18 protein-coding genes and 2 pseudogenes are annotated in these 19,065 nt (G+C 67.9%); 15 read left to right on the top strand and 5 right to left on the bottom strand.

Features of this window, described 5'->3' with window-relative positions:
• Positions 1-40: 40 nt before the first annotated feature.
• Both CN538_RS24845 and CN538_RS02635 read left to right on the top strand, forming a co-directional pair.
• The gene (locus CN538_RS24845) at positions 41-223 is read left to right on the top strand and encodes a hypothetical protein (protein WP_340638236.1); all 183 of its coding nucleotides are present in this window, start codon (positions 41-43) and stop codon (positions 221-223) included.
• Positions 172-1,026: pseudogene (locus CN538_RS02635) on the top strand (carbohydrate kinase family protein); the annotation flags it as partial. The gene CN538_RS24845 and the pseudogene CN538_RS02635, both read left to right, overlap by 52 nt.
• On the opposite strand, the gene CN538_RS02640 reads toward CN538_RS02635, so the two are convergent.
• Positions 1,000-1,896: a LysR family transcriptional regulator gene (locus tag CN538_RS02640; RefSeq protein WP_106418474.1), complete on the bottom strand. Its 897-nt coding sequence runs from the start codon at positions 1,894-1,896 to the stop codon at positions 1,000-1,002. The pseudogene CN538_RS02635 and the gene CN538_RS02640 sit on opposite strands and share 27 nt — an antisense overlap.
• Before the next feature lie 144 nt (positions 1,897-2,040).
• Here CN538_RS02640 and CN538_RS02645 point away from each other — a divergent pair.
• The 3 genes and pseudogenes from CN538_RS02645 (at position 2,041) to CN538_RS02655 (ending at position 4,614) form a co-directional block, all read left to right on the top strand.
• Positions 2,041-2,779 (top strand): annotated as a pseudogene (locus tag CN538_RS02645) (CoA transferase subunit A).
• A gap of 1 nt (position 2,780) precedes the next feature.
• Entirely contained in the window at positions 2,781-3,428 is a 648-nt protein-coding gene (locus CN538_RS02650) for a CoA transferase subunit B (protein ID WP_106418475.1), read from the top strand.
• Positions 3,421-4,614 carry an acetyl-CoA C-acetyltransferase gene (locus tag CN538_RS02655; RefSeq protein WP_106418476.1) on the top strand — a complete coding sequence of 398 codons (1,194 nt, stop codon included), beginning with the start codon at positions 3,421-3,423 and terminating at the stop codon, positions 4,612-4,614. Before CN538_RS02650 ends, CN538_RS02655 begins: the two co-directional genes overlap by 8 nt.
• A 174-nt stretch (positions 4,615-4,788) precedes the next feature.
• Here CN538_RS02655 and CN538_RS02660 read toward each other — a convergent pair whose 3' ends face one another.
• From CN538_RS02660 to zwf, 4 genes are all read right to left on the bottom strand, one after another.
• Complete coding sequence (locus CN538_RS02660; RefSeq protein WP_207233609.1) at positions 4,789-5,565, bottom strand: 3-hydroxybutyrate dehydrogenase; 777 nt, start codon at positions 5,563-5,565, stop codon at positions 4,789-4,791.
• Between the two features lie 138 nt (positions 5,566-5,703).
• A complete protein-coding gene (locus CN538_RS02665; protein WP_106418478.1) occupies positions 5,704-6,369 on the bottom strand; it encodes a bifunctional 4-hydroxy-2-oxoglutarate aldolase/2-dehydro-3-deoxy-phosphogluconate aldolase in 666 nt (221 codons plus the stop codon).
• A gap of 77 nt (positions 6,370-6,446) precedes the next feature.
• Positions 6,447-7,121: a 6-phosphogluconolactonase gene (gene pgl / locus CN538_RS02670; protein ID WP_106418479.1), complete on the bottom strand. Its 675-nt coding sequence runs from the start codon at positions 7,119-7,121 to the stop codon at positions 6,447-6,449.
• Positions 7,122-7,139: 18 nt separating this feature from the next.
• Positions 7,140-8,624 carry a glucose-6-phosphate dehydrogenase gene (gene zwf / locus CN538_RS02675; protein WP_106418480.1) on the bottom strand — a complete coding sequence of 495 codons (1,485 nt, stop codon included), beginning with the start codon at positions 8,622-8,624 and terminating at the stop codon, positions 7,140-7,142.
• A 235-nt stretch (positions 8,625-8,859) separates the two neighbouring features.
• On the opposite strand from zwf, the gene hexR reads away from it, so the two are divergent.
• The 10 genes from hexR to CN538_RS02725 all read left to right on the top strand — a co-directional run bounded on the left by hexR (position 8,860) and on the right by CN538_RS02725 (position 19,036).
• Positions 8,860-9,720: a transcriptional regulator HexR gene (gene hexR / locus CN538_RS02680; RefSeq protein ID WP_106418481.1), complete on the top strand. Its 861-nt coding sequence runs from the start codon at positions 8,860-8,862 to the stop codon at positions 9,718-9,720.
• 137 nt (positions 9,721-9,857) lie between these two features.
• Positions 9,858-10,709, top strand: a complete 852-nt coding sequence (locus CN538_RS02685) for a putative selenate ABC transporter substrate-binding protein (RefSeq protein ID WP_106418482.1) — start codon at positions 9,858-9,860, stop codon at positions 10,707-10,709.
• Between the two features lie 6 nt (positions 10,710-10,715).
• Positions 10,716-11,402: an ATP-binding cassette domain-containing protein gene (locus CN538_RS02690; protein ID WP_106418483.1), complete on the top strand. Its 687-nt coding sequence runs from the start codon at positions 10,716-10,718 to the stop codon at positions 11,400-11,402.
• A gap of 246 nt (positions 11,403-11,648) precedes the next feature.
• Positions 11,649-12,893 carry a PhnE/PtxC family ABC transporter permease gene (locus tag CN538_RS02695; protein WP_242495502.1) on the top strand — a complete coding sequence of 415 codons (1,245 nt, stop codon included), beginning with the start codon at positions 11,649-11,651 and terminating at the stop codon, positions 12,891-12,893.
• 891 nt (positions 12,894-13,784) lie between these two features.
• Positions 13,785-14,474: a beta-ketoacyl synthase chain length factor gene (locus CN538_RS02700; protein WP_106418484.1), complete on the top strand. Its 690-nt coding sequence runs from the start codon at positions 13,785-13,787 to the stop codon at positions 14,472-14,474.
• 172 nt (positions 14,475-14,646) lie between these two features.
• The gene (locus CN538_RS02705; protein ID WP_106420533.1) at positions 14,647-14,913 is read left to right on the top strand and encodes a phosphopantetheine-binding protein; all 267 of its coding nucleotides are present in this window, start codon (positions 14,647-14,649) and stop codon (positions 14,911-14,913) included.
• 63 nt (positions 14,914-14,976) lie between these two features.
• On the top strand, positions 14,977-15,510 hold the full coding sequence (locus CN538_RS02710; RefSeq protein ID WP_242495503.1) for a COG4648 family protein: 534 nt from the start codon (positions 14,977-14,979) through the stop codon (positions 15,508-15,510).
• Positions 15,497-17,227 (top strand): ApeI family dehydratase, encoded by a 1,731-nt coding sequence (locus CN538_RS02715; RefSeq protein ID WP_106418486.1) that lies wholly within the window; start codon positions 15,497-15,499, stop codon positions 17,225-17,227. Before CN538_RS02710 ends, CN538_RS02715 begins: the two co-directional genes overlap by 14 nt.
• Positions 17,217-17,981 (top strand): glycosyltransferase family 2 protein, encoded by a 765-nt coding sequence (locus tag CN538_RS02720; protein ID WP_106418487.1) that lies wholly within the window; start codon positions 17,217-17,219, stop codon positions 17,979-17,981. The genes CN538_RS02715 and CN538_RS02720 overlap by 11 nt, the downstream gene beginning before the upstream one ends.
• A complete protein-coding gene (locus CN538_RS02725) occupies positions 17,978-19,036 on the top strand; it encodes an LpxL/LpxP family acyltransferase (protein ID WP_129591286.1) in 1,059 nt (352 codons plus the stop codon). The genes CN538_RS02720 and CN538_RS02725 overlap by 4 nt, the downstream gene beginning before the upstream one ends.
• Positions 19,037-19,065 lie beyond the last annotated feature (29 nt).

Below are 19,065 nucleotides of genomic sequence, written 5' to 3' on the forward strand. Positions count from 1 at the left end.
GTCGGCGAGCGCAGGCATTTTTCAGACACAGCGTAAAGCCATGGAGATCCCCAACACCATGACCCCCATCATCGCCTTCGGCGAAGCCCTCGTCGATATGCTCTCCAGCCGCCTGGGCGACGACACCGGGCCCGAGACCTTCACCCCTATGCCGGTGGCGCGCCCGCCAATGCGGCCGTGGCCTGCGCCCGGCAGGGCCTGCCCAGCGTGTTCCTGGGCATGATCGGCGACGATCGTTTCGGCGACTTCATCGTCGAGGCGCTCGACGCTCACGGTGTGGATACCCAGCACGTGGTGCGCACGCGTGCTGCACGCACCGCGCTCGCCTTTGTCTCTCGCGATAACGAGGGCGAGCGCCAGTTCGACTTCTACCGGCCGCCGGCGGCGGATCTGCTCTACCGTCGCGAACACCTGCCCTCGGGCATCTTCGCCGAGCCGGCGCTGGTGCACCTGTGCAGCAACAGCCTCACCGACACCGAAATCGCCCGCACCACCCTGGATCTGGCCAGCATCGCTCGCCGCGGCGGCTGCGTGATCAGCGTCGACGCCAACCTGCGTCCGCTGCTGTGGCCCCAGGGTCGGGTCGATGTGGCGCTGGTCGAACAATTGCTCGAACGCGCCCACCTGATCAAGCTGTCACGGGAGGAGCTCGACCAGCTGCGCGGCGAGCGTAGTGCGGAGGAGTGGATCAGCGCCCGACTGGCCCGCGGCACGCGCCTGATCGTGATCACCGACGGCCCCGGCCCGGTGGTGGCATATCTCGCCGAACGCCGACTGCAGGTGTCGCCGCCCCAGGTCAAGGCGGTCGACACCACCGCTGCGGGAGACGCCTTCATCGGCGGCCTGCTGGCTTCGCTGTCACACGCCGATGTCACCTGCGAGACGCTCACCGACTGGCTCGCCGATGAGGCCCAACTGGAAGCGGCGCTCACCTTCGCCGCCCGCTGCGGCGCCTTCACCGCGATGCGCGCCGGCGCTTTCGCCGCGCTGCCGGGCAGCTCAGATCTCGACGACCTCCCCACCTGACCCCACCACCAGGGCGTGAAAAGCGCTCGCCGTGGAGGAGAGCTGCTGGTCGGCGCGGGTGACGACGCCGACCGGCCGCTCGATGATCGGCGCGGAGAGCGCCAGACAGCGCACCCCCAGCGCCTCCATTTGATCGCGACACAGCGCCGGCACTGCGCTCACGCCAAGCCCCTTGCCGACCAGTTGGCCCACCGTGGCCAGCTGGTGGCTCTCGAACGCCACCGGCAGGCTCAGTCCGTGCTGCGCCAGCTGGCGTTCCAGCACCACGCGAACCTGTGACGGCCGCTGCAGGGTGATGAAGGGATACTCGAGCAGTGACGCCCAGGTGATCTCGTGCGCCGCCGCCAGCGCCGAATCCGGCGGTACCGCGGCGACGAAGCGGTCGAGATAGAGCGGCGTGAAGGCCAGCGCCTGCTGTGCCGGCGGCGCGAAGGCGATCCCGAACTCCACCCGCTGGGTCAGCACCATCTCCACCACCTGCTCGTTGATCACGTCATGGATGGTCACGCCTATCCGCGGATGGCGTCGGCGAAAGGCAGCGATCAGCGGCGGCAGGCGGTTGGAGGCGAACGACGGCATGGCGGCGATCGCCAGATGCCCCTGCTGCAGATGGAAACGCCGACGCATGGCGTCCTCGACGTCGTCCCACTCCGCCAGTAGACGCCGTGCCAGCGGCAGCAGCGTCTCCCCCTCCGGCGTCAGCCGCACCTGACGCGTGGTGCGCGAAAAGAGCGCTCCGCCGAGCTGCGACTCGAGCGACTTCACCGCCAGGCTGAGCGCCGACTGAGTCACATGCAACCGCTCACAGGCCTTGGCGAAGCTCAGGGTCTGGGCCACCGCGAGAAAGGCACGGAGCTGTTTGACGGTCATCAAAACGCCTCATTAATGAGAAAACCTCGATAATTATCGGCGAAAATAAATTTAATAACAGCGCGAGGAGCGGGTCATAGTCATAGACACCGAGGTCGCCATGACCCGCACAGTACAACGCCAACGCTCACACCGAGGCCCTCCATGACCCAAACCGCCGCAACGCAAGAGAGCCGCCCGCGCGGCAAGTGCTATCCCAGCGCACAGGCTGCGCTCGATGGCCTGATCGACAATGGTATGACCCTGGCCGTCGGTGGCTTCGGCCTGTGCGGCATCCCCGAAGCGCTGATCCAGGCCCTGCGCGACAGCGGCAAGCGTGACCTGACCGTGGCCAGCAACAACGCCGGCGTCGACGGCTTCGGGCTGGGGCTGCTGCTCGAATCCCGCCAGATCAAGAAGATGCTCTCCTCCTACGTGGGCGAGAACAAGGAGTTCGAACGCCAGTACCTCTCCGGCGAGCTGGAGCTCGAATTCTGCCCCAGGGCACCCTGGCCGAGCGCCTGCGCGCCGGCGGGGCCGGGATCGCCGCCTTCTACACAACCCGCACCGGCTACGGCACCAAGATCGCCGAAGGCAAGGAGGTGCGGGAGTTCGACGGCGAGCACTACGTGATGGAGCGCGGCCTGCCGGTGGACGTGGCGCTGATCAAGGCACAGGTCGCCGACCGCGCCGGCAACCTGCGTTTCAACAAGACCGCGCGCAACTTCAACCCGCTCGCTGCCATGGCTGGCCGGGTGTGCGTCGCCGAGGTCGAGGAATCGTCGAGACCGGCGCCCTCGACCCCGACGACATCCACCTGCCGGGCATCTTCATCCACCGCCTGGTGCACAACCCGACCCCGGAGAAACGCATCGAGAAACGCACCCTGAGGGAGGGCAACTGAGATGGCCTGGAACAAGGAAGAGATGGCGCAACGCGCCGCCGGCGAACTGCGCGACGGCTTCTACGTCAATCTGGGGATCGGCCAGCCGACGCTGGTGGCCAACTATATCCCCGAGGGCATGGAGGTGTGGCTGCAGTCGGAGAACGGCCTGCTCGGCATCGGCCCCTTTCCCACCGCGGAGACCGTCGACCCGGATCTGATCAACGCCGGCAAGCAGACCGTCACTGCCCTGCCCGGCTCGAGCTACTTCGACAACGCCGAATCCTTCGCCATGATCCGTGGCGGCAAGATCAATCTGGCGATCCTCGGCGCGATGCAGGTCTCGGCCAAGGGGGATCTGGCCAACTGGATGATTCCGGGAAAGATGGTCAAGGGCATGGGCGGCGCCATGGATCTGGTCGCCGGGGTCCAGCGCGTGGTGGTGCTGATGACCCACACCGCCAAGGGCGAACACAAGATTCTCGATGAGTGCAGCCTGCCGCTGACCGGCGTCGGCGTGATCGATCGCATCATCACCGATCTCGGCGTGATGGACGTCACCGACCAGGGCCTGGCGCTGGTCGAGCTGGCCCCCGAGGTGACCTTCGAGGAGATCCGAGAGGCCACCGGCTGCGAGCTGATCGACCAGCGGGAGACACAGCATGCCTGATACCCACCACGACCGCGACGCGGTCATCGTCGCCGCCACGCGGACCCCCATCGGCAGCTTCCAGGGGGCGCTTTCCAGCGTGCCCGCCGTCACCCTGGGGGCCACGGTGATCCGTCGGGTGCTCGACGGCATCGACCCGGCCAGCGTCGACGAAGTGATCATGGGCCATGTGCTGCGCGCCGGCCTGGGCCAGAACACCGCGCGCCAGGCGGCGATCGAAGCCGGCCTGCCCGACGGCGTGCCGGCGATGACCATCGACAAGGTGTGCGGCTCCGGGCTCAAGGCAGTGCATCTGGCGGCCCAGGCGATCCGCTGCGGCGATGCCGAGATCGTCGTCGCCGGTGGCATGGAGAACATGAGCCTGGCGCCCTATGTGCTGCCCAAGGCGCGCACCGGCCTGCGCATGGGGCACGCCGAACTGCTCGACAGTCTGATCCAGGACGGCCTGTGGGACGCTTTCAACGACTACCACATGGGCATCACCGCGGAGAACCTGGCCGAGCAGTACGCGATCTCGCGCCAGGCCCAGGACGCCTACGCCGCCGAGTCCCAGCGCCGCGCGGTGGCCGCCCGCGACGCCGGACGCTTCGACGCCGAGATCACCCCGGTGGAGGTGCCCCAGCGGCGCGGCGACGCCATCGTCGTCGAGCGTGACGAGCAGCCGCGCGAGAGCGTCAGCGCCGAGTCGCTGGCCCGACTCAAGCCGGCCTTTCGCAAGGAGGGAACGGTCACCGCGGGCAACGCCTCGGCGATCAACGACGGCGCCAGCGCGCTGCTGATCATGAGCGCGGCGCGCGCCCGTGATCTCGGCTTACCGATTCTGGCGACCCTCCGCGCCAGCGCCAACGCCGCGGTCGACCCCGCCACCATGGGCATCGGCCCGGTACCGGCGACCCGGCGCTGTCTGGAACGTGCCGGCTGGACGCTCGCGCAACTCGATCTGGTCGAGGCCAACGAGGCCTTCGCCGCGCAGACCCTGGCAGTGGCCAAGGAGCTCGGCTGGTCCGCCGACAAGGTCAACGTCAACGGCGGCGCCATTGCGCTGGGCCACCCGATCGGCGCCTCGGGCGCGCGCGTGCTGGTCACCCTGCTCTACGAGATGCAGCGCCGCGACGTCGCACGCGGGCTGGCCACGCTATGCATCGGCGGCGGCCAGGGTGTCGCCACCGCGATCGAACGCGGCTGATCCCGACCCACCGCGGCCCGCGAGGCTCTCGCGCAGGTACTGTCTGAAAAGTCGACGAGCGAAGACCAGGCAAGGCAAAAATCGGCGAAAACGCGGAGTTTACGGGGTGTAAATGAGCATTTTGAGCCGATTTTTAACGCCGCATGGGCGAGCGCAGTCCTTTTCAGGCAGTACCTAGCGGGCCGTCCACCCCAGATCGATCCCCCAGTCGGCCCCGGTCACCGCCGCGGCGCCATCGGAGACCAGATAGGCCACCAGCTCGGCGACCTCGGCGGGCTCGATCAGACGCTTGACCGCCGCCCCGGCGAGCATGATCTTCTCGACCACCTCGGCCTCGTCCATGGCGTTCAGACGCGCCTGATCGGCGATCTGCTTCTCCACCAGCGGTGTACGCACATAGGCCGGGCAGATGGCGTTGGCGGTGATGCCATGCTCGCCGCCTTCCAGTGCCGCGGTGCGGGTCAGGCCGATCAAGCCATGCTTGGCGCTGACGTAGGCTGCCTTGCCCGGTGAGGCCACCTTGGCGTGGATGGAGGCGACATTGACGATCCGACCCCAACCGCCGCGCTGCATATGGGGCCACGCCGCCTGAGTGAGCAGAAAGGGCGCGGTGAGCATCAGATCGAGAATCTGGCGCCACTTCTCCTCGGGGAAGTGGGCGATATCGGCAACATGCTGGATACCGGCGTTGTTGACCAGGATATCGACGCCGCCGAACGCCTCAACCGCAGCGTCGATGGCACCGCGGCACTGAGCGCCGTCGGTCAGATCCGCCGCGAAGAAGCGCGCACCGGCAGCCTCGGCGACCGCGCGGCCTTCGGGGTTGAAATCCACCGCCAGCACGCGCTGGCCGCGGGCGGCCAGCGTCTCGACCACGGCACGCCCGATCCCGCTGGAGCTGCCGGTAACCACCGCCACGCGTGGCGCTTCAGACTGCAACGTAGGACTCATGGGCACCTCTCTTTCGATTATCGATGCGCCTAGCGCGTAGCAGCGAGCCACCTGGTAAAGCCGACTAGCGCCATACTTTTCAGCAACGGTACTTTTCAGCAACAGGACGTGTCAGAAGCCATCCGTTTCAGACGGTACCTAGCGCGGATAGCGCTGCGTCGCTTCACGGGTCAAGCGTGTGATCTCGGCCCAGTCCTCCTGATCGACCAGCGCCTTGGGCGCCATCCACGATCCTCCCACACACATCACGTTGGGCAGTGCCAGATAGTCGGCGGCGTTGTCCACGGTCACCCCGCCGGTGGGGCAGAACAGCGCTTCGGGCAGCGGCCCGCCGAACGACTTGAGCGCCTTGGCGCCGCCGTTGGCCTCGGCGGGGAAGAACTTGAAGCGGCGATAGCCGCGCTCCCAGCCGGTGACCACCTCGGAGACCGTGGCCACCCCCGGCAGCAGCGGTACCTCGCTGGCGATGCCATGCTCGAACAGCGCCGGCGTGGTGCCCGGGGTGACCACGAAGTCGACCCCGAGCTCCTCGCAGATCCGATACTGCTCGACACTGAGTACGGTGCCGGCGCCCAGAGTGACCTCAGGCAGGGCTTCACGGATGCGCTGTATCGCCTCCACCGCGCAGTCGGTACGCAGGGTGATCTCGAGAACATCGAGGCCGCCGTCGACCAGCGCCTGCGCCAGGGGCACGGCGTGGTCGAGACGCTCGATGACCAGCACCGGGATGATCGAGGTGGCGCGGCAGATAGCGTCGAGGCGATCGGTCTGCACCTGCGGCAGGAGACGGGTGACGGATGACATGACAAGGTTCCTCGTTGGATGGTCGATGACGCAGGCGCCGTGGCCGGTGAGAAGCGGCGCCTGCGGTCGCGCCCCGTTCAGGGCGCCCAGTAGATTGCCAGCGGGCAACTGAGAAAGGCCCGGATCGGCAGTTCGCGCACGTCGTCCCCCGCCAGCGCCCGGGCCAGCACCGTACGCTTGGCGTCGCCGACGATATGCAGCGCATGCCGCCGAGCGGCGTGCAGGCGCGCGGCGCTCAGGGTGATTCGGGGGTGGTTGGCGCTGGGCGCGCGCACCGCCACCGCCGCTTCGTCGCTGCACAGGGCCAGGCTCAGCTCGAGGCTATCGGGGAACAGCGACGCGGTATGGCCATCGCCGCCCATTCCCAGGACCACCAGGCTGGCCGGCCATGGCAACGTATCGAGACGCTCGGCCACGCTCGCCGCACCCTCTTCCGGGGTGGCGTGGTCACTGGTCAGCGGGTGCAGGGTCGCCGCGGCCGCGGGCCCGGTCAGCAGCGTCTCACGCAGCAGGCGCGCATTGCTGTCGGGGTGATCGGCGTCGACCCAGCGCTCATCGGTCAGGGTGATATCGACCCGTGACCAGTCGAGCGGCTGCGCGGCGAGGCAGCGCAGAAATGGCGTCGGCGTGGAGCCGCCGGAGAGCACCAGCAGTACCCGCGGCTGGCTCGCGAGATCGGCGGCAAGCGCCGCGGCGGCGGCCTCGGCGAGCTGCGCGCCGAGGCGATCACGGCCGCTGTCAGCAGTCTTCATACTCAGTAGTCTTCATACTCAGTAGTCTTCATACCAGGAGCGCCCGTCCTGGGTGATCATGGCGATCGACGCCACCGGCCCCCAGGAGCCCGCGGGATAGCGTCGCGGCGGAATATCGCGCTTCTCCCAGCCGTCGATCAGTTGGTCGACCCACTTCCAGGCATATTCGACCTCATCGCGGCGCACGAACAGGTATTGTTGCCCCTTCATCACTTCCAGCAGCAGGCGCTCGTAAGCGTCGGGGATACGCGCCTTGGGGAAGGCGTGGTTGAAGTCGAGGTGCAGCGGGCCGGGGCGCAGACGCATGCCCTTGTCGAGCCCGCCATCCTTGGTCAGCACCTGCAGCGCGATGCCCTCTTCCGGCTGCAGCCGGATCACCAGTTTGTTGGCGGCGAGGTTGCGCTGGTCGGGATCGAAGATGTAGTGCGGCTGCTGACGGAAGTGGATGACGATCTGCGACAGCTTCTCCGGCATGCGCTTACCGGTACGCAGATAGAAAGGCACGCCGGCCCAGCGCCAGTTGGCGACCTCGAGGCGCATGGCGACGAAGGTCTCGGTGGTGCTGGCGGTGTTGGCGTCCTCTTCCTCCAGATAGCCGGGCACGTTCTCGCCGTCGATGGCGCCAGCGACGTACTGGCCGCGCACCACGTGACGATTGAGCGCCTCGCCCTCGATCGGCTTGAGCGCCTTGAGCACCTTGACCTTCTCGTCGCGGATGGCGTCGGCGTCGAGGTTGGCCGGCGGGTCCATGGCCAGCATGGTGAGCAGCTGGAGCAGGTGGTTCTGGACCATGTCGCGCAGCTGGCCGGCCTTGTCGAAGTAGCCCCAGCGCCCCTCGATGCCGACCTGCTCGGCCACGGTGATCTCGACGTGGGAGATTTGGCTCTGGTTCCACTGGTTGCCGAACATCGGATTGGCGAAGCGCAGCGCGATCAGGTTCTGCACCGTCTCCTTGCCCAGATAATGGTCGATGCGGTAGATCCGCGACTCGGGGAAGACCGCGCCGATGGCGTCGTTGATCTCGTGGGAGGAGGCAAGGTCGTAGCCGATCGGCTTCTCGACCACCACGCGCGAGGTGTCGTCGAGGCTGCCGCTGCGCTCCAGGTTGGCGCAGATGGCGCCGTAGATGCTTGCCGGCACCGCCAGATAGACGGTCAGCGGGCACTGGTCATCGGCGCTACGGGCGTGCCAGTCACGGATCTGCTCATAGCCCTCGACGGTGTCGAAATCGAGCTGGCAGTAGTCCAGGCGCGCCAGGAAGCGGTCGATGCAGGCCTGATCCTGCTCCTTCGGCTTGACCCGCTTCTTGAGCATCCCCAGCACCGTCTCGCGGAAGCTGTCGGCGTCTTTCTCGCGTCGGGCCAGGCCGAGAATGCGCGTCTGCTCGCCCAGCAGACCATCCCGGTCGAGATGGTAGAGTGCCGGGTAGAGCTTGCGTAGCGCCAGGTCACCCAGCGCCCCGAATAGCGCCAGATCCACATTGGGCGTTGCCTCTCGAGACATTGCCTCCCTCCGCTTGTGTGGTTAATTTACGAATAAAATACGCCATTCCGAGCCGAGTTGACACGCGACTTGCGCATCATGTGACTACGACGGCGGCCAATTCGGTCACTCACTTACCGCTTGCGGTCGCGTCCTCGGCCGGCATTGCTTGGCGCCACCGGCGCCGCGGGCTAGGATGCAGGGTTTGTGTCAAACCGTGATGGCACGCCCCGCTGCCAGGAGACTCACCGCTAGCATGGCCAACCACGATCTCATCGCCCGGATCCGAACGCGGATCGACGAGCTGAACCGATCGGAACGCAAGGTCGCCGAGGTGATTCTGCGCGACCCCGATGCCGCGATTGGCATGAGCATAGCCACTCTGGCACAGGCTGCCACGGTGAGCGAACCGACCGTCAACCGATTCTGCCGTAACTTCGACACCAAGGGTTATCCCGACTTCAAGATCCAGTTGGCGCAGAGTCTGGCCGGCGGTACGCCCTATGTCAGCCGCAGCGTGGAGAGCGACGACGACGCCAGCGCCTACACCGACAAGATCATCGGTGCGACCATCGCCGCCCTCGACGAAGCGCGGCGCACGGTCGACCCCAAGCGCATCGAACGTGTGGTCGATCATCTCTCGCAGGCGCGTCAGATCAACTTCTTCGCCCTTGGCGCCTCGGCGCCCGCCGCCTTCGATGCCCACAACAAGTTCTTCCGCTTCAATCTACCGGTCTCGGCGCACAACGACGTGTTGACCCAGCGCATGATCGCCGCCGCCGCGCATACCGGTGACGTCATCGTGGTGATCTCCTATACCGGGCGCACCCGCGAGCTGGTCGAGGTGGCCCAGCTCGCCAGCGAGAGCGGCGCCACGGTGATCGGCATCACCCGCGAGGGTTCGCCGCTGGCCGAGGTATGCACCGATCTGCTGCCGGTCGATCTGGCCGAGGACACCGAGGTCTACATGCCGATGGCCTCGCGCATGATTCACATGGCGCTGATCGACGTGCTGGCCACCGGTGTGACGCTGCGCCGCGGCAAGTCGTTCCTGCCGCATCTGCGCAAGATCAAGGAAAGCCTGCGCCCGACCAAGTTTCCCCCCGCCAAGGAGTGAAGGTCACGGCGCGGTATCTTAAAGGTCGGTGGCAAAAGCGGTTATCATGAATGCCGAGGCGCGGTCGCAGGTCATTGATCCACGACCGCGTCCGCCCAATGACAAGTCTTGTTAGCCCCCCTATTCGAGGTCACGCCATGCGCTGGTTGTTCGCTCTGGCTCTGATGCTGGTCGGCAGCGTCTCGCAAGCCGACACTTTCCGCTTCACCGCGATTCCCGACGAAGATCAGTCGCGCCTGGTCGAGCGCTTCTCCAAGGTCGCCGATTACCTCTCGGACAAGCTCGGCGTCGAGGTCGAGTACGTGCCGGTGACCTCCTATGGCGCGGCGGTGACCGCCTTCCGCAACGACCAGGTGCAGCTGGCCTGGTTCGGTGGCCTCTCCGGGGTTCAGGCGCGCCGTCTGGTACCCGGCTCCCAGGCCATTGCCCAGGGCAAGGAGGACGCCGAATTCCGCAGCTACTTCATCGCCAACACGCAAGCCGATATCGCCCCTTCCGAGACGGCGCTGCCCGAGGCGGTGCGCGGCCACAGCTTCACCTTCGGCGCCAAGACCTCGACCTCGGGGCGACTGATGCCCGAGCACTTCATCCGCCAGCGCTTCGATGCGGCCCCCGACAAGGTTTTTTCGCGGGTCGGCTTCTCCGGCGACCACTCACGCACCATTGCCCTGGTCGAGTCCGGTACCTATGACGTCGGCGCGGTCAACTTCACCGTGTGGCAAGCAGCGGTCGCCGATGGCCGAGTGGATACCGACAAGGTGGCAGTGATCTGGAAGTCGCCCACCTATCCCGACTATCAGTGGACCCTGCGCGGCGATGTCGACGCGCGCTACGGCGAGGGCTTCAGCGCCAAGGTGCGCCAGGCGCTGCTCGACATGACCGACCCCGCCCTGCTCGAGAGCTTCCCGCGCTCCGGCTTCATCCCGGCCAGCAACGCCGACTATGCGCCGATCGAGGAGGTCGGTGAGTCGATCGGCGTGCTGCGCTGAGCGCGCGTGACGCTCCTTCGCTTCGACGGTGACGACCTGGGGCACGCCGACCGGGTCGTGCTGCCAGGACTGTCGCTGACCCTGGCGCGCGGCCAGCAGGTCGCCCTGCTGGGCCAGAGCGGTGCCGGCAAGTCGACCCTGCTGAGTGCGATCCGCGCCCGGCTCGACCCGCTCGCCGCCTGGTGCCCGCAGAGCCACGGTCTGGTGCCGCTGCTCTCGGTCTACCACAACGTCTACATGGGCCGGCTGGAGCGCCACGGCGCCCTGGCCAACCTGCTCAACCTGCTGCGCCCGAATCGTGACGCCTGGCAGGCGGTCGAGTCGCTGTGCGCCGAGCTCGGCCTCGACGGCCTGCTGCGCCGCCCGGTGGAGCGCCTCTCCGGCGGCCAGCGTCAGCGCGTGGCGATCGCCCGCGCGCTCTATCAGCAGCGCGAGATCTTCCTCGGCGACGAGCCGCTGGCCAGCGTCGACCCGCACCAGGCCCTGCGCCTGCTGCAGCGGATCCAGCGCCAGCACGCCACCAGCGTCATCGCACTACACCAGCACCGCCTGGCGCTGAGCCACTTCGACCGGGTGATCGGGCTGCGCGACGGCCAGGTCCAGCTGGACGCCGCCAGCCGTGAGCTCACCCTGGCCGATCTCGACGCGCTCTACCCCGACGCCTCGACCAGCGCCGCCGCAACGTCCGCATGAGCACCGCCCCCGGCTGGCTGCGCGGCGACAGCCCCGGCCTCACCCTCGCCCGGCGCTCGCTGGCGCTGGTGGCACTATGCCTGCTGCTGCTGCCGCTGGCCGACCTCGAGGTCACCGCCGCCGACCCTTGGGCGGAGCTGTGGCGCATGGTCCGCGGCCTGGCCTGGCCCGACTGGCTGGCCCTGGAGAACCCGCTCCACGCCATCGCGCTCACCGTCAGCGTGGCGCTGTGGGGTACCTTCCTCGGTGCGCTGCGGATTCCCGCTGGCGCTGCTGTTTCCGCGTTCGCGCACGCTGCGCGCGCTGTGTGCCTTCGTCCGCGCGATCCACGAACTGTTCTGGGCGCTGCTGTTCCTGCAGGTATTCGGGCTCTCGGCGGTCACCGCACTGGCCGCGCTGGCGATCCCCTATGCTGGGATCTTCGCCAAGGTCTATGCCGAGATCCTCGAACTGACCCCGCGCGCGCCCTCAGCCGCCCTGCCTACCGGCGTCGACCGCCTGTCACGCTTCATCTATGCCGAACTGCCGCTGGTGTGGGAGCGCCTGGCGAGCTACACCCGCTACCGTTTCGAATGCGCCATGCGCGCCAGCGTGCTGCTCGGCTTCGTCGGCCTGCCGACGCTGGGCTTCTACCTCGAGAGCGCCTTCCGCGAGGGCCGCTTCGGCGAAGCCGGCGCGCTGCTGTGGATCTTCTATCTGCTGATCGCGACGCTGCACTGGTGGGGGCATCGCCGTCTGTTGCCGCTGCTGCTGGTCGCCGGGCTCTACTGGCTCGGGCCCTGGCCCCAGATCGACGGCGCGCTGCTGTGGCGCTTCGTCAGCCACGACCTGTGGCCGGCCCCGCTACTCGCCGGCGACCTGACGGGGCTGGTGGCCTGGGTGCGCGACATGCCGGACCTGCTGCCGGCGATCGGCAACACCCTGCTGCTGGCACTGATGGGGATGGTGGGGAGTCTGGTGCTGGCGCTGCTGCTGTGGCCGCTGGCCAGCCGCCATTTCGGCAACCGCGCCAGCCGCGGGCTGGGCCGGCTGGCGCTGGTAATGGTGCGCTCGACCCCGGAGCTGATGCTGGCATTCGTCTTACTGCTACTGCTGGGGCCATCGATGCTGCCGGCGTGGCTGGCACTGGCGCTGCACAACGGCGCGCTGATCGCCTTCCTGGTGGCACGCCACGCCGACGGCCTCACGCCGGGCATGCCCGGGCTGCCGGCGTCAGGGCGCTACGCCTATGAGCTGCTGCCGCGGCTCTACCCCAATCTGCTGGCACTGCTCTGCTACCGCGCCGAAGTGATCCTGCGCGAGACCGCACTGCTGGGCATGCTCGGCGTCGCTACGCTGGGGTTCTACATCGACTCCAGCTTCGAATACCTGATGTTCGATCAGGCACTCTTTCTGCTGCTGATCACCGCCGGGCTGAATATCGCGGTCGACGCCGCCGCCCGCCGCTTCCGCCCACGCGAGGTGCCGGTCGACGATCCGTGCAGTCGGTGAAACAGAGCAAGTACTGCACAACTGTCTGCTCATAAAAAATAATGCCCAGCGAGAAGCCGGGCATTCAAAAGAACCTATCGGGTCGAACCATCTACTCGACGACATCGCAACGTGCCGTCCTGCCGCGCTTCCCTGCGGCGGCACGCCATCCTTGGCGTGGGCGCGTCCTGCGCATGAGATCTTCCTGATCTCTAAGTTTACCTAAGCGATGATAGCACCGCGTAAAATCCTTGTACAACATTTTCACACTCGGGTTGGCAAGCGTCATCGGCATGCGTAGGCTTGGCGGATCGCAGCTACCGCTAATTTAAGGTTATCTGTCGACCATGCAGCCGGCCATCGCAGCGGGTGCCGTGGCGGAGAGGCAAAGGGGTGGTTGGGTTGGCGGCGTGTCGGACCGGCGCCACCCGTTAGGGAAGCGCTGAATAAATCGGCGAGCGGGATGAAGCGCAAGGCGCACGGAACGCAGACTCGAAGCAACGCGTAGAGAACGCCCGCAGGGCGGCCCGTCAGGGCAAGTTGCCGAAGGCAACGCGTCACGCAAGACATAACATGGGGTTAGGCGAGTCTTCGACCGGGCTGGCGCACCAGCACCGCGCAACGCAGCGATTCACCCGCGCAGGCATTTATGCAGTGCTTCCTTGGTTAACTCAGATCAAGTCGGCGCGCGACGACTGGGGGTAGGCTTGCCAGGCCCGTGGAATCGTCCTTCCCGGGCGCGCCGGGTCCAGGCCCGGCGCTTTACGCCCCGCTTGACCCCCGCACGCTGCGCAAATGCATAAACCTTGCACGGAGCCTGACGCATTTTCCGTTATGATGCGTCGATCCGTGACACGGATGTAACACTCGTTTTCACGCTCGTTTTTACGACCAGGACTGTCGATACCGCGCATGACGGAGCTATTCGTTGAGGAGTGGCGAGGCTGGACCCCGCACCGCGATGCCGCCGGCGAGGCGCGCCTGGATACCAGCGCCAAGCCCGCCGGCACGGCAATTCCGTCGATGCTGCGCCGCCGCCTCAATCTGATCGGCCGCGCCGTATGCGATATGCTGATCGCGCTCGACCCGGCCGCCAAGCTGGACGTGCTGCACGCTTCGCGCCACGGCGACGGCGAGCGCACGCTGGAGATGCTCTACGCCATTGATGCCGGTGAGCCTTTGTCGCCGGCACGCTTCGGCCTGTCGGTGCACAACGCCATCATCGGTGTCTACTCGATCGCCAGCGGTAATCGCCGCAGCCAGCAGGCGGTGGCCGCCAGCGGCGCGGAGTGGGCGGCACTGATGGCCGAGGCGCAGGGATACCTCAGCGACGGTACCGAACGCCTGCTGGTGGTGTTCGGCGACCAGCCGGTACCGGCACGCTTCGCCGACTTCGCCCCGCATACGCCAGCGGCGGCGGTGGCCCTGGTGCTGAGCACCACGCCCGCGCCGGGGACGCGCCGCCTCGCGGTCTCGGCAGCGCCCGAGGCCGACGGCGAGGCGCTGCAGCCGCTCGACGTGATCGACTGGCTGATGCAGCGACGCGGGCCGCTGAGCTGCCCGCTCGCCGGGCGCACCTGGACACTCGCGCCGGACGCCTGACAGCGCCCGGCGCTGTCGTTGAGCATTGAGAGTTGATGAGCAGTATTGCGCGTCGCCACGCCCCGACGCGCACAGGCCGGCGTAGAACCGGCCGCAGGGCGTGGCTGCACGCCATGCGCAGCCACGTGAAGATGATGGTGGCAAGGACACTGGTGACAAGGAAAGCAAGACCATGACCACGACAGCGCTGGAACACGAACTCAAAGAGATGATCATCGAGACCCTGGAACTCGAGGACGTCACCCCCGCGGATATCGATCCCGACGAGCCGCTGTTCGTCGAGGGGCTAGGGCTCGATTCGATCGATGCCCTGGAGCTCGGCCTGGCGCTACAGAAGCGCTACGGTATTACCCTGGAGTCGGATGCCGAGTCGTCACGTCAGCACTTCGCCAACCTGAGGAGCCTGGCCGCGCTGGTCGAAGCTCGCCGCGTCAGCTGAGGCGTTGGCCGTGATCTCCCCTCCCGCGGCCGCACCGGGCCGCAGCGCCTGCTCTGGTGCCTGGTGGCACTGCTCGGTCTGGTCTGGCCCTTCGTGGTTCACGCCCTGCTGCCGCGCCTCGGTGCCTGGCCGCTGCTGCTGGCGCTCGCCGCCCTGGCGTGGTGGCGTCTGCCCGCCGCCCATCGCCACTGGGGCCTGGCCCTGCTGCCGCTGCTGGCGCTTTTGTTGTTAACCGGTAGCGCCGAGCTGGGTCTGCGGCTGTGGCCGTTCGCGCTCAATCTGGCGCTGTTGATGCTGTTCGCCCACGGGCTGCGCCATCCGCCACCGCTGATCGAGCGCCTGGCGCGACGCCAGGAACCGAACCTGCCGCCCCATGCGGTTCGCTATACCCGCCGAGTGACTCAGGCCTGGTGCGTGTTCTTCGCCGTCAATGGGGCACTGGCCCTGGCCACCGCACTCTACGCCGACATGACTCTGTGGACCTGGTACAACGGCGGCATCGCCTATGCACTGATGCTGGCGATGTTCGCTGGTGAATGGGTCATCCGCCAGCGGGTCAAGAAGCGCCACGCCGAGGAGCCACATGCGTCACCTTGAACTCCAGGCGCGCCCCTGGCGCGAACGCGACGCCGATGCCTGTATTGCCTGGCGCCCACCCACCGATAGCGCCGCCGGCTGGGTCAGCGTGAGCGCCTGGCGCCAGCGTATTGGCGCCTGGCAGGCGCTGCTGGCGCGTCACACCGACGCCCGCGGCGCCTGGCTGCTGTTCGACTCCGACCCGCTGGAGTTCAGCGCCGCGCTGGTGGCGATCTGGGAGCGCGGCGAGCAGGCGATCCTGCCCGCCGATGATCAGCCCGCCACCCTGGCCGCGCTGCGTGACTCGGGCCAGCCGCTGGGCACGCTGGCCGGCGGACTGCGCGCCGGCGCCGATCGCGACCCGGCGTGGTCGAACCGGCCGCTGCCGGCAGTGGCGGTGACCCTGTATACCTCGGGCTCCACCGGCGAGCCGCAGCGCCTCGACAAGCGCTTCGCCCAGCTCGATGCCGAACTCGCCACCCAACGGGCGCTATGGCCCTACACCGAAGACCTGGTGATCGCTCAGGTCAGCCACCAGCACATCTACGGGCTGCTGTTCCTGATCCTGCGGCCGCTGGCCGAAGGGGTGCCCTTCGCCACCCGCCCCTGCCCTTACCCGGAGACCTTGCATGCCTGGCTCGCTGCCTGCGCCGGGGCCCGGCTGCAGGCAGCGCTGGTCAGCGCGCCGCCGGCGCTCTCCAGGCTGCCCGCCACCCTCGACTGGCCCACGGTGCGTCACGCCCAGGGGCGCATCTACAGCTCCGGGGCCCCGCTTTCGCGGGCGGCCAGCGATCTCGCCCAGGCGCTGCTGGGCAGCCCGGTGCATGAGGTCTACGGCAGCTCCGAGACCGGCGGTATCGCCTGGCGCGTGCAGCAGCAGGGCGAGAGCTGGCGCACCTTCCCCGGGCTCACCATCCGGAGCGATGCCGAACAACGCCTGTGGCTGCGCTCGCCGCACCTGGCCGACCCGCAGAGCTGGCAGCGCCAGGCCGACCGTATCGTCCTCGACCCGGACGGCGGCTTTCGCCTGCTCGGGCGCGCCGATCGTATCGTCAAGATCGGCGGCAAGCGTCTCTCGCTCACCGCCATGGACCGCGCCCTGGGCGAGCTCGAGGGCGTGCGCCGGGCCCAGACCGTGACTCTGAACCGGCGCGAGCTGCGGCTGGGGGCGATCGTCGAGCTCGACCCGGCCCATGTCCCCCACGACCACGCCAGCCACCGCGCCACCGTCAAGCGCCTGCGCCGCGATCTGGCGCGCCGTTTCGAGACGCCGGCCCTGCCGCGCTACTGGCGCTTCGTCGAGACCTGGCCGACCAACGCTCAGGGCAAGCTCTCTGCCACGCTGCGCGAGCGCCTGTTCGCCGACCTCGACGACCGCCGCGCGCCGCGCTGGCTGGGCGAACGCGCCGTGGCAGATGGCATCGAGGTGACGCTGGAAGTCCCCGAACACTGCCGCTATGTCGATGGCCACTTCGACGCTCAGCCGGTGGTACCCGGCGTCACCCTGGTCCACTGGGCAATGCAGCTGGCGCGGCGCCTGTTCGCGCTGGAGGCCGACTTCGCCGGGCTCGAGCGGCTGCGTTTCCCCCAGCCGCTGCTGCCGGGAGACCGCTTCCGCCTGACGCTGTCCCGTGGGAGAGTCAAGGCGCGTGAGAGCCTGATGATCACCTGCGAGAGCGCCCGCGGCCAGCACGCCAGCGGCCGCCTGATGCTGACGGAGAGTCACGATGTCGCGTGAGACGCCCGCCACGCCGGCACGGGTCGGCGTGCTGATTCCGGTCTACAACCACGCCGGCGCGATCGGAGAGACCTTCGCCCGCCTCCAGGCGCTGGGGCTGCCGATCATCCTGGTCGACGACGGCAGCGACGCCGAGTGCGCTGCGCGGCTCGACGAGCTGGCACGGGCCGAGCAGACCACCCTGGTGCGCCTGCCGCACAATCGTGGCAAGGGCGCCGCAGTACGCGCCGGGCTGGCCCATGCCCAGACGCTGGGGTTCACCCATGCCTTGCAGGTGGATGCCGACGGCCAGCACGAAGCCGCCGACCTGCCGCCCTTCGTCGCCGGTCTCGACGCCGCCGACGAAACCCTGCGCATCGGCTATCCGCGCTTCGACGACAGCGTGCCCAAGCACCGCTTCTATTCGCGCTATCTCACCCATGTCCTGGTATGGCTGGCGACCCTGTCGCTGACGCTGCGCGACACCATGTGCGGGGTCAAGCTCTACCCGGTCGCCGCGGTCAACCGCCTGGTCGCACGCCACCCCTGCGGCGACCGCATGCAGTTCGACAGCGAGCTGCCGGTGCGCTGGTACTGGCAGGGCGGCCGGGTCGAGAATCTACCGGTACGGGTCAGCTATCCGCTGGACGGCGTCTCCCACTTCGCCCTGTGGCGCGACAATCTGCTGCTCGCCGGCATGCACACGCGCCTGCTGCTGGGCATGCTGATCCGCCTGCCCATTCTGCTTCGCCGCCGCCTGGGAGTGCCCTCATGACCCCCGCCAGCAGCAATCCCAACCACTGGTCGCGGATTCGCGAGTCTGGCAGCGCCGCCGGCGTGCGCACCATGGTGTGGATTCGTCGCCACCTCGGCCGGCTACCGTTCCAGTTCATGCTGACCCTGGTGATCGGCTACTTCTATGTCGCCCACGGCCTGCACCGGCGCGCCTCGCACACCTATCTGGTCAGGCTGTGGCGCCATCTCCACGGGGCCCCACCCAAGCGGCTCACCTGGCTCAGCCTGCGCCACTTTCGCAGCTTCGGGCAGAGCCTGATGGACAAGATCGACGCCTGGAGCGGTATTCCGCCCCGGGTCGAATTCGCCGAGGGGGCGCGCCAGCGCTTTCTCGATGCGGTCTCCAGCGGCCGCGGCGGGGTGATGTTCGTCTCCCACGTCGGCAATATGGAGATCTGCACCGCGATGAGCGATATGCGCGAGGACTTCCGCGCCACCCTGCTGATGCATACCCGTAACGCCCAGCAGTTCGACGCCGTGCTGGCGCGTTCGACCCATCGCGAGAATCCCCCCGAGATCATCGAGGTCAGCGAGATCACACCCTCGACGGCGATGCAGCTCGGCCAGCGCATCGCAGAGGGTGGCTTCGTGGTGATCGCTGCCGACCGGGTGCCGATCAGCGATAGCGGCCGCGCGCGCACGCTGTCCTTTCTCGGCCATCCGGCGCGCTTCCCCGAGGGGCCGTTCTGGCTCGCCAGCCTGCTGCGCTGCCCGGTCTATACCATCGGCTGCTTTCGCCATCGCGACGGCTACCGGGTCGAGTTCGACACCTTCGACGACACCCAGCGCCTCGGCCGGCGCCAGCGCGACGCCTGGATCGGCGACGCCATGCAGCGCTACGTCGCCTGGCTCACGCGCCAGTGTGCGAACACCCCGCTGCAGTGGTTCAACTTCTTCCCGTTCTGGCTCGACTGTGCCGACGCGCAGCCGGAGGCCACGGATCACAATGCCACCACTACGGCCACCACTACGGCCACCACCACGGCCACCACCACGGCCACCGCCACTCAGGCCGATGACGCCCCGCGCGACTGACCCCGCACCCGCCACCGCTTGCCGAAGGA

This window comes from Salinicola tamaricis (assembly GCF_003006155.1).
Lineage (GTDB): Bacteria > Pseudomonadota > Gammaproteobacteria > Pseudomonadales > Halomonadaceae > Salinicola > Salinicola tamaricis.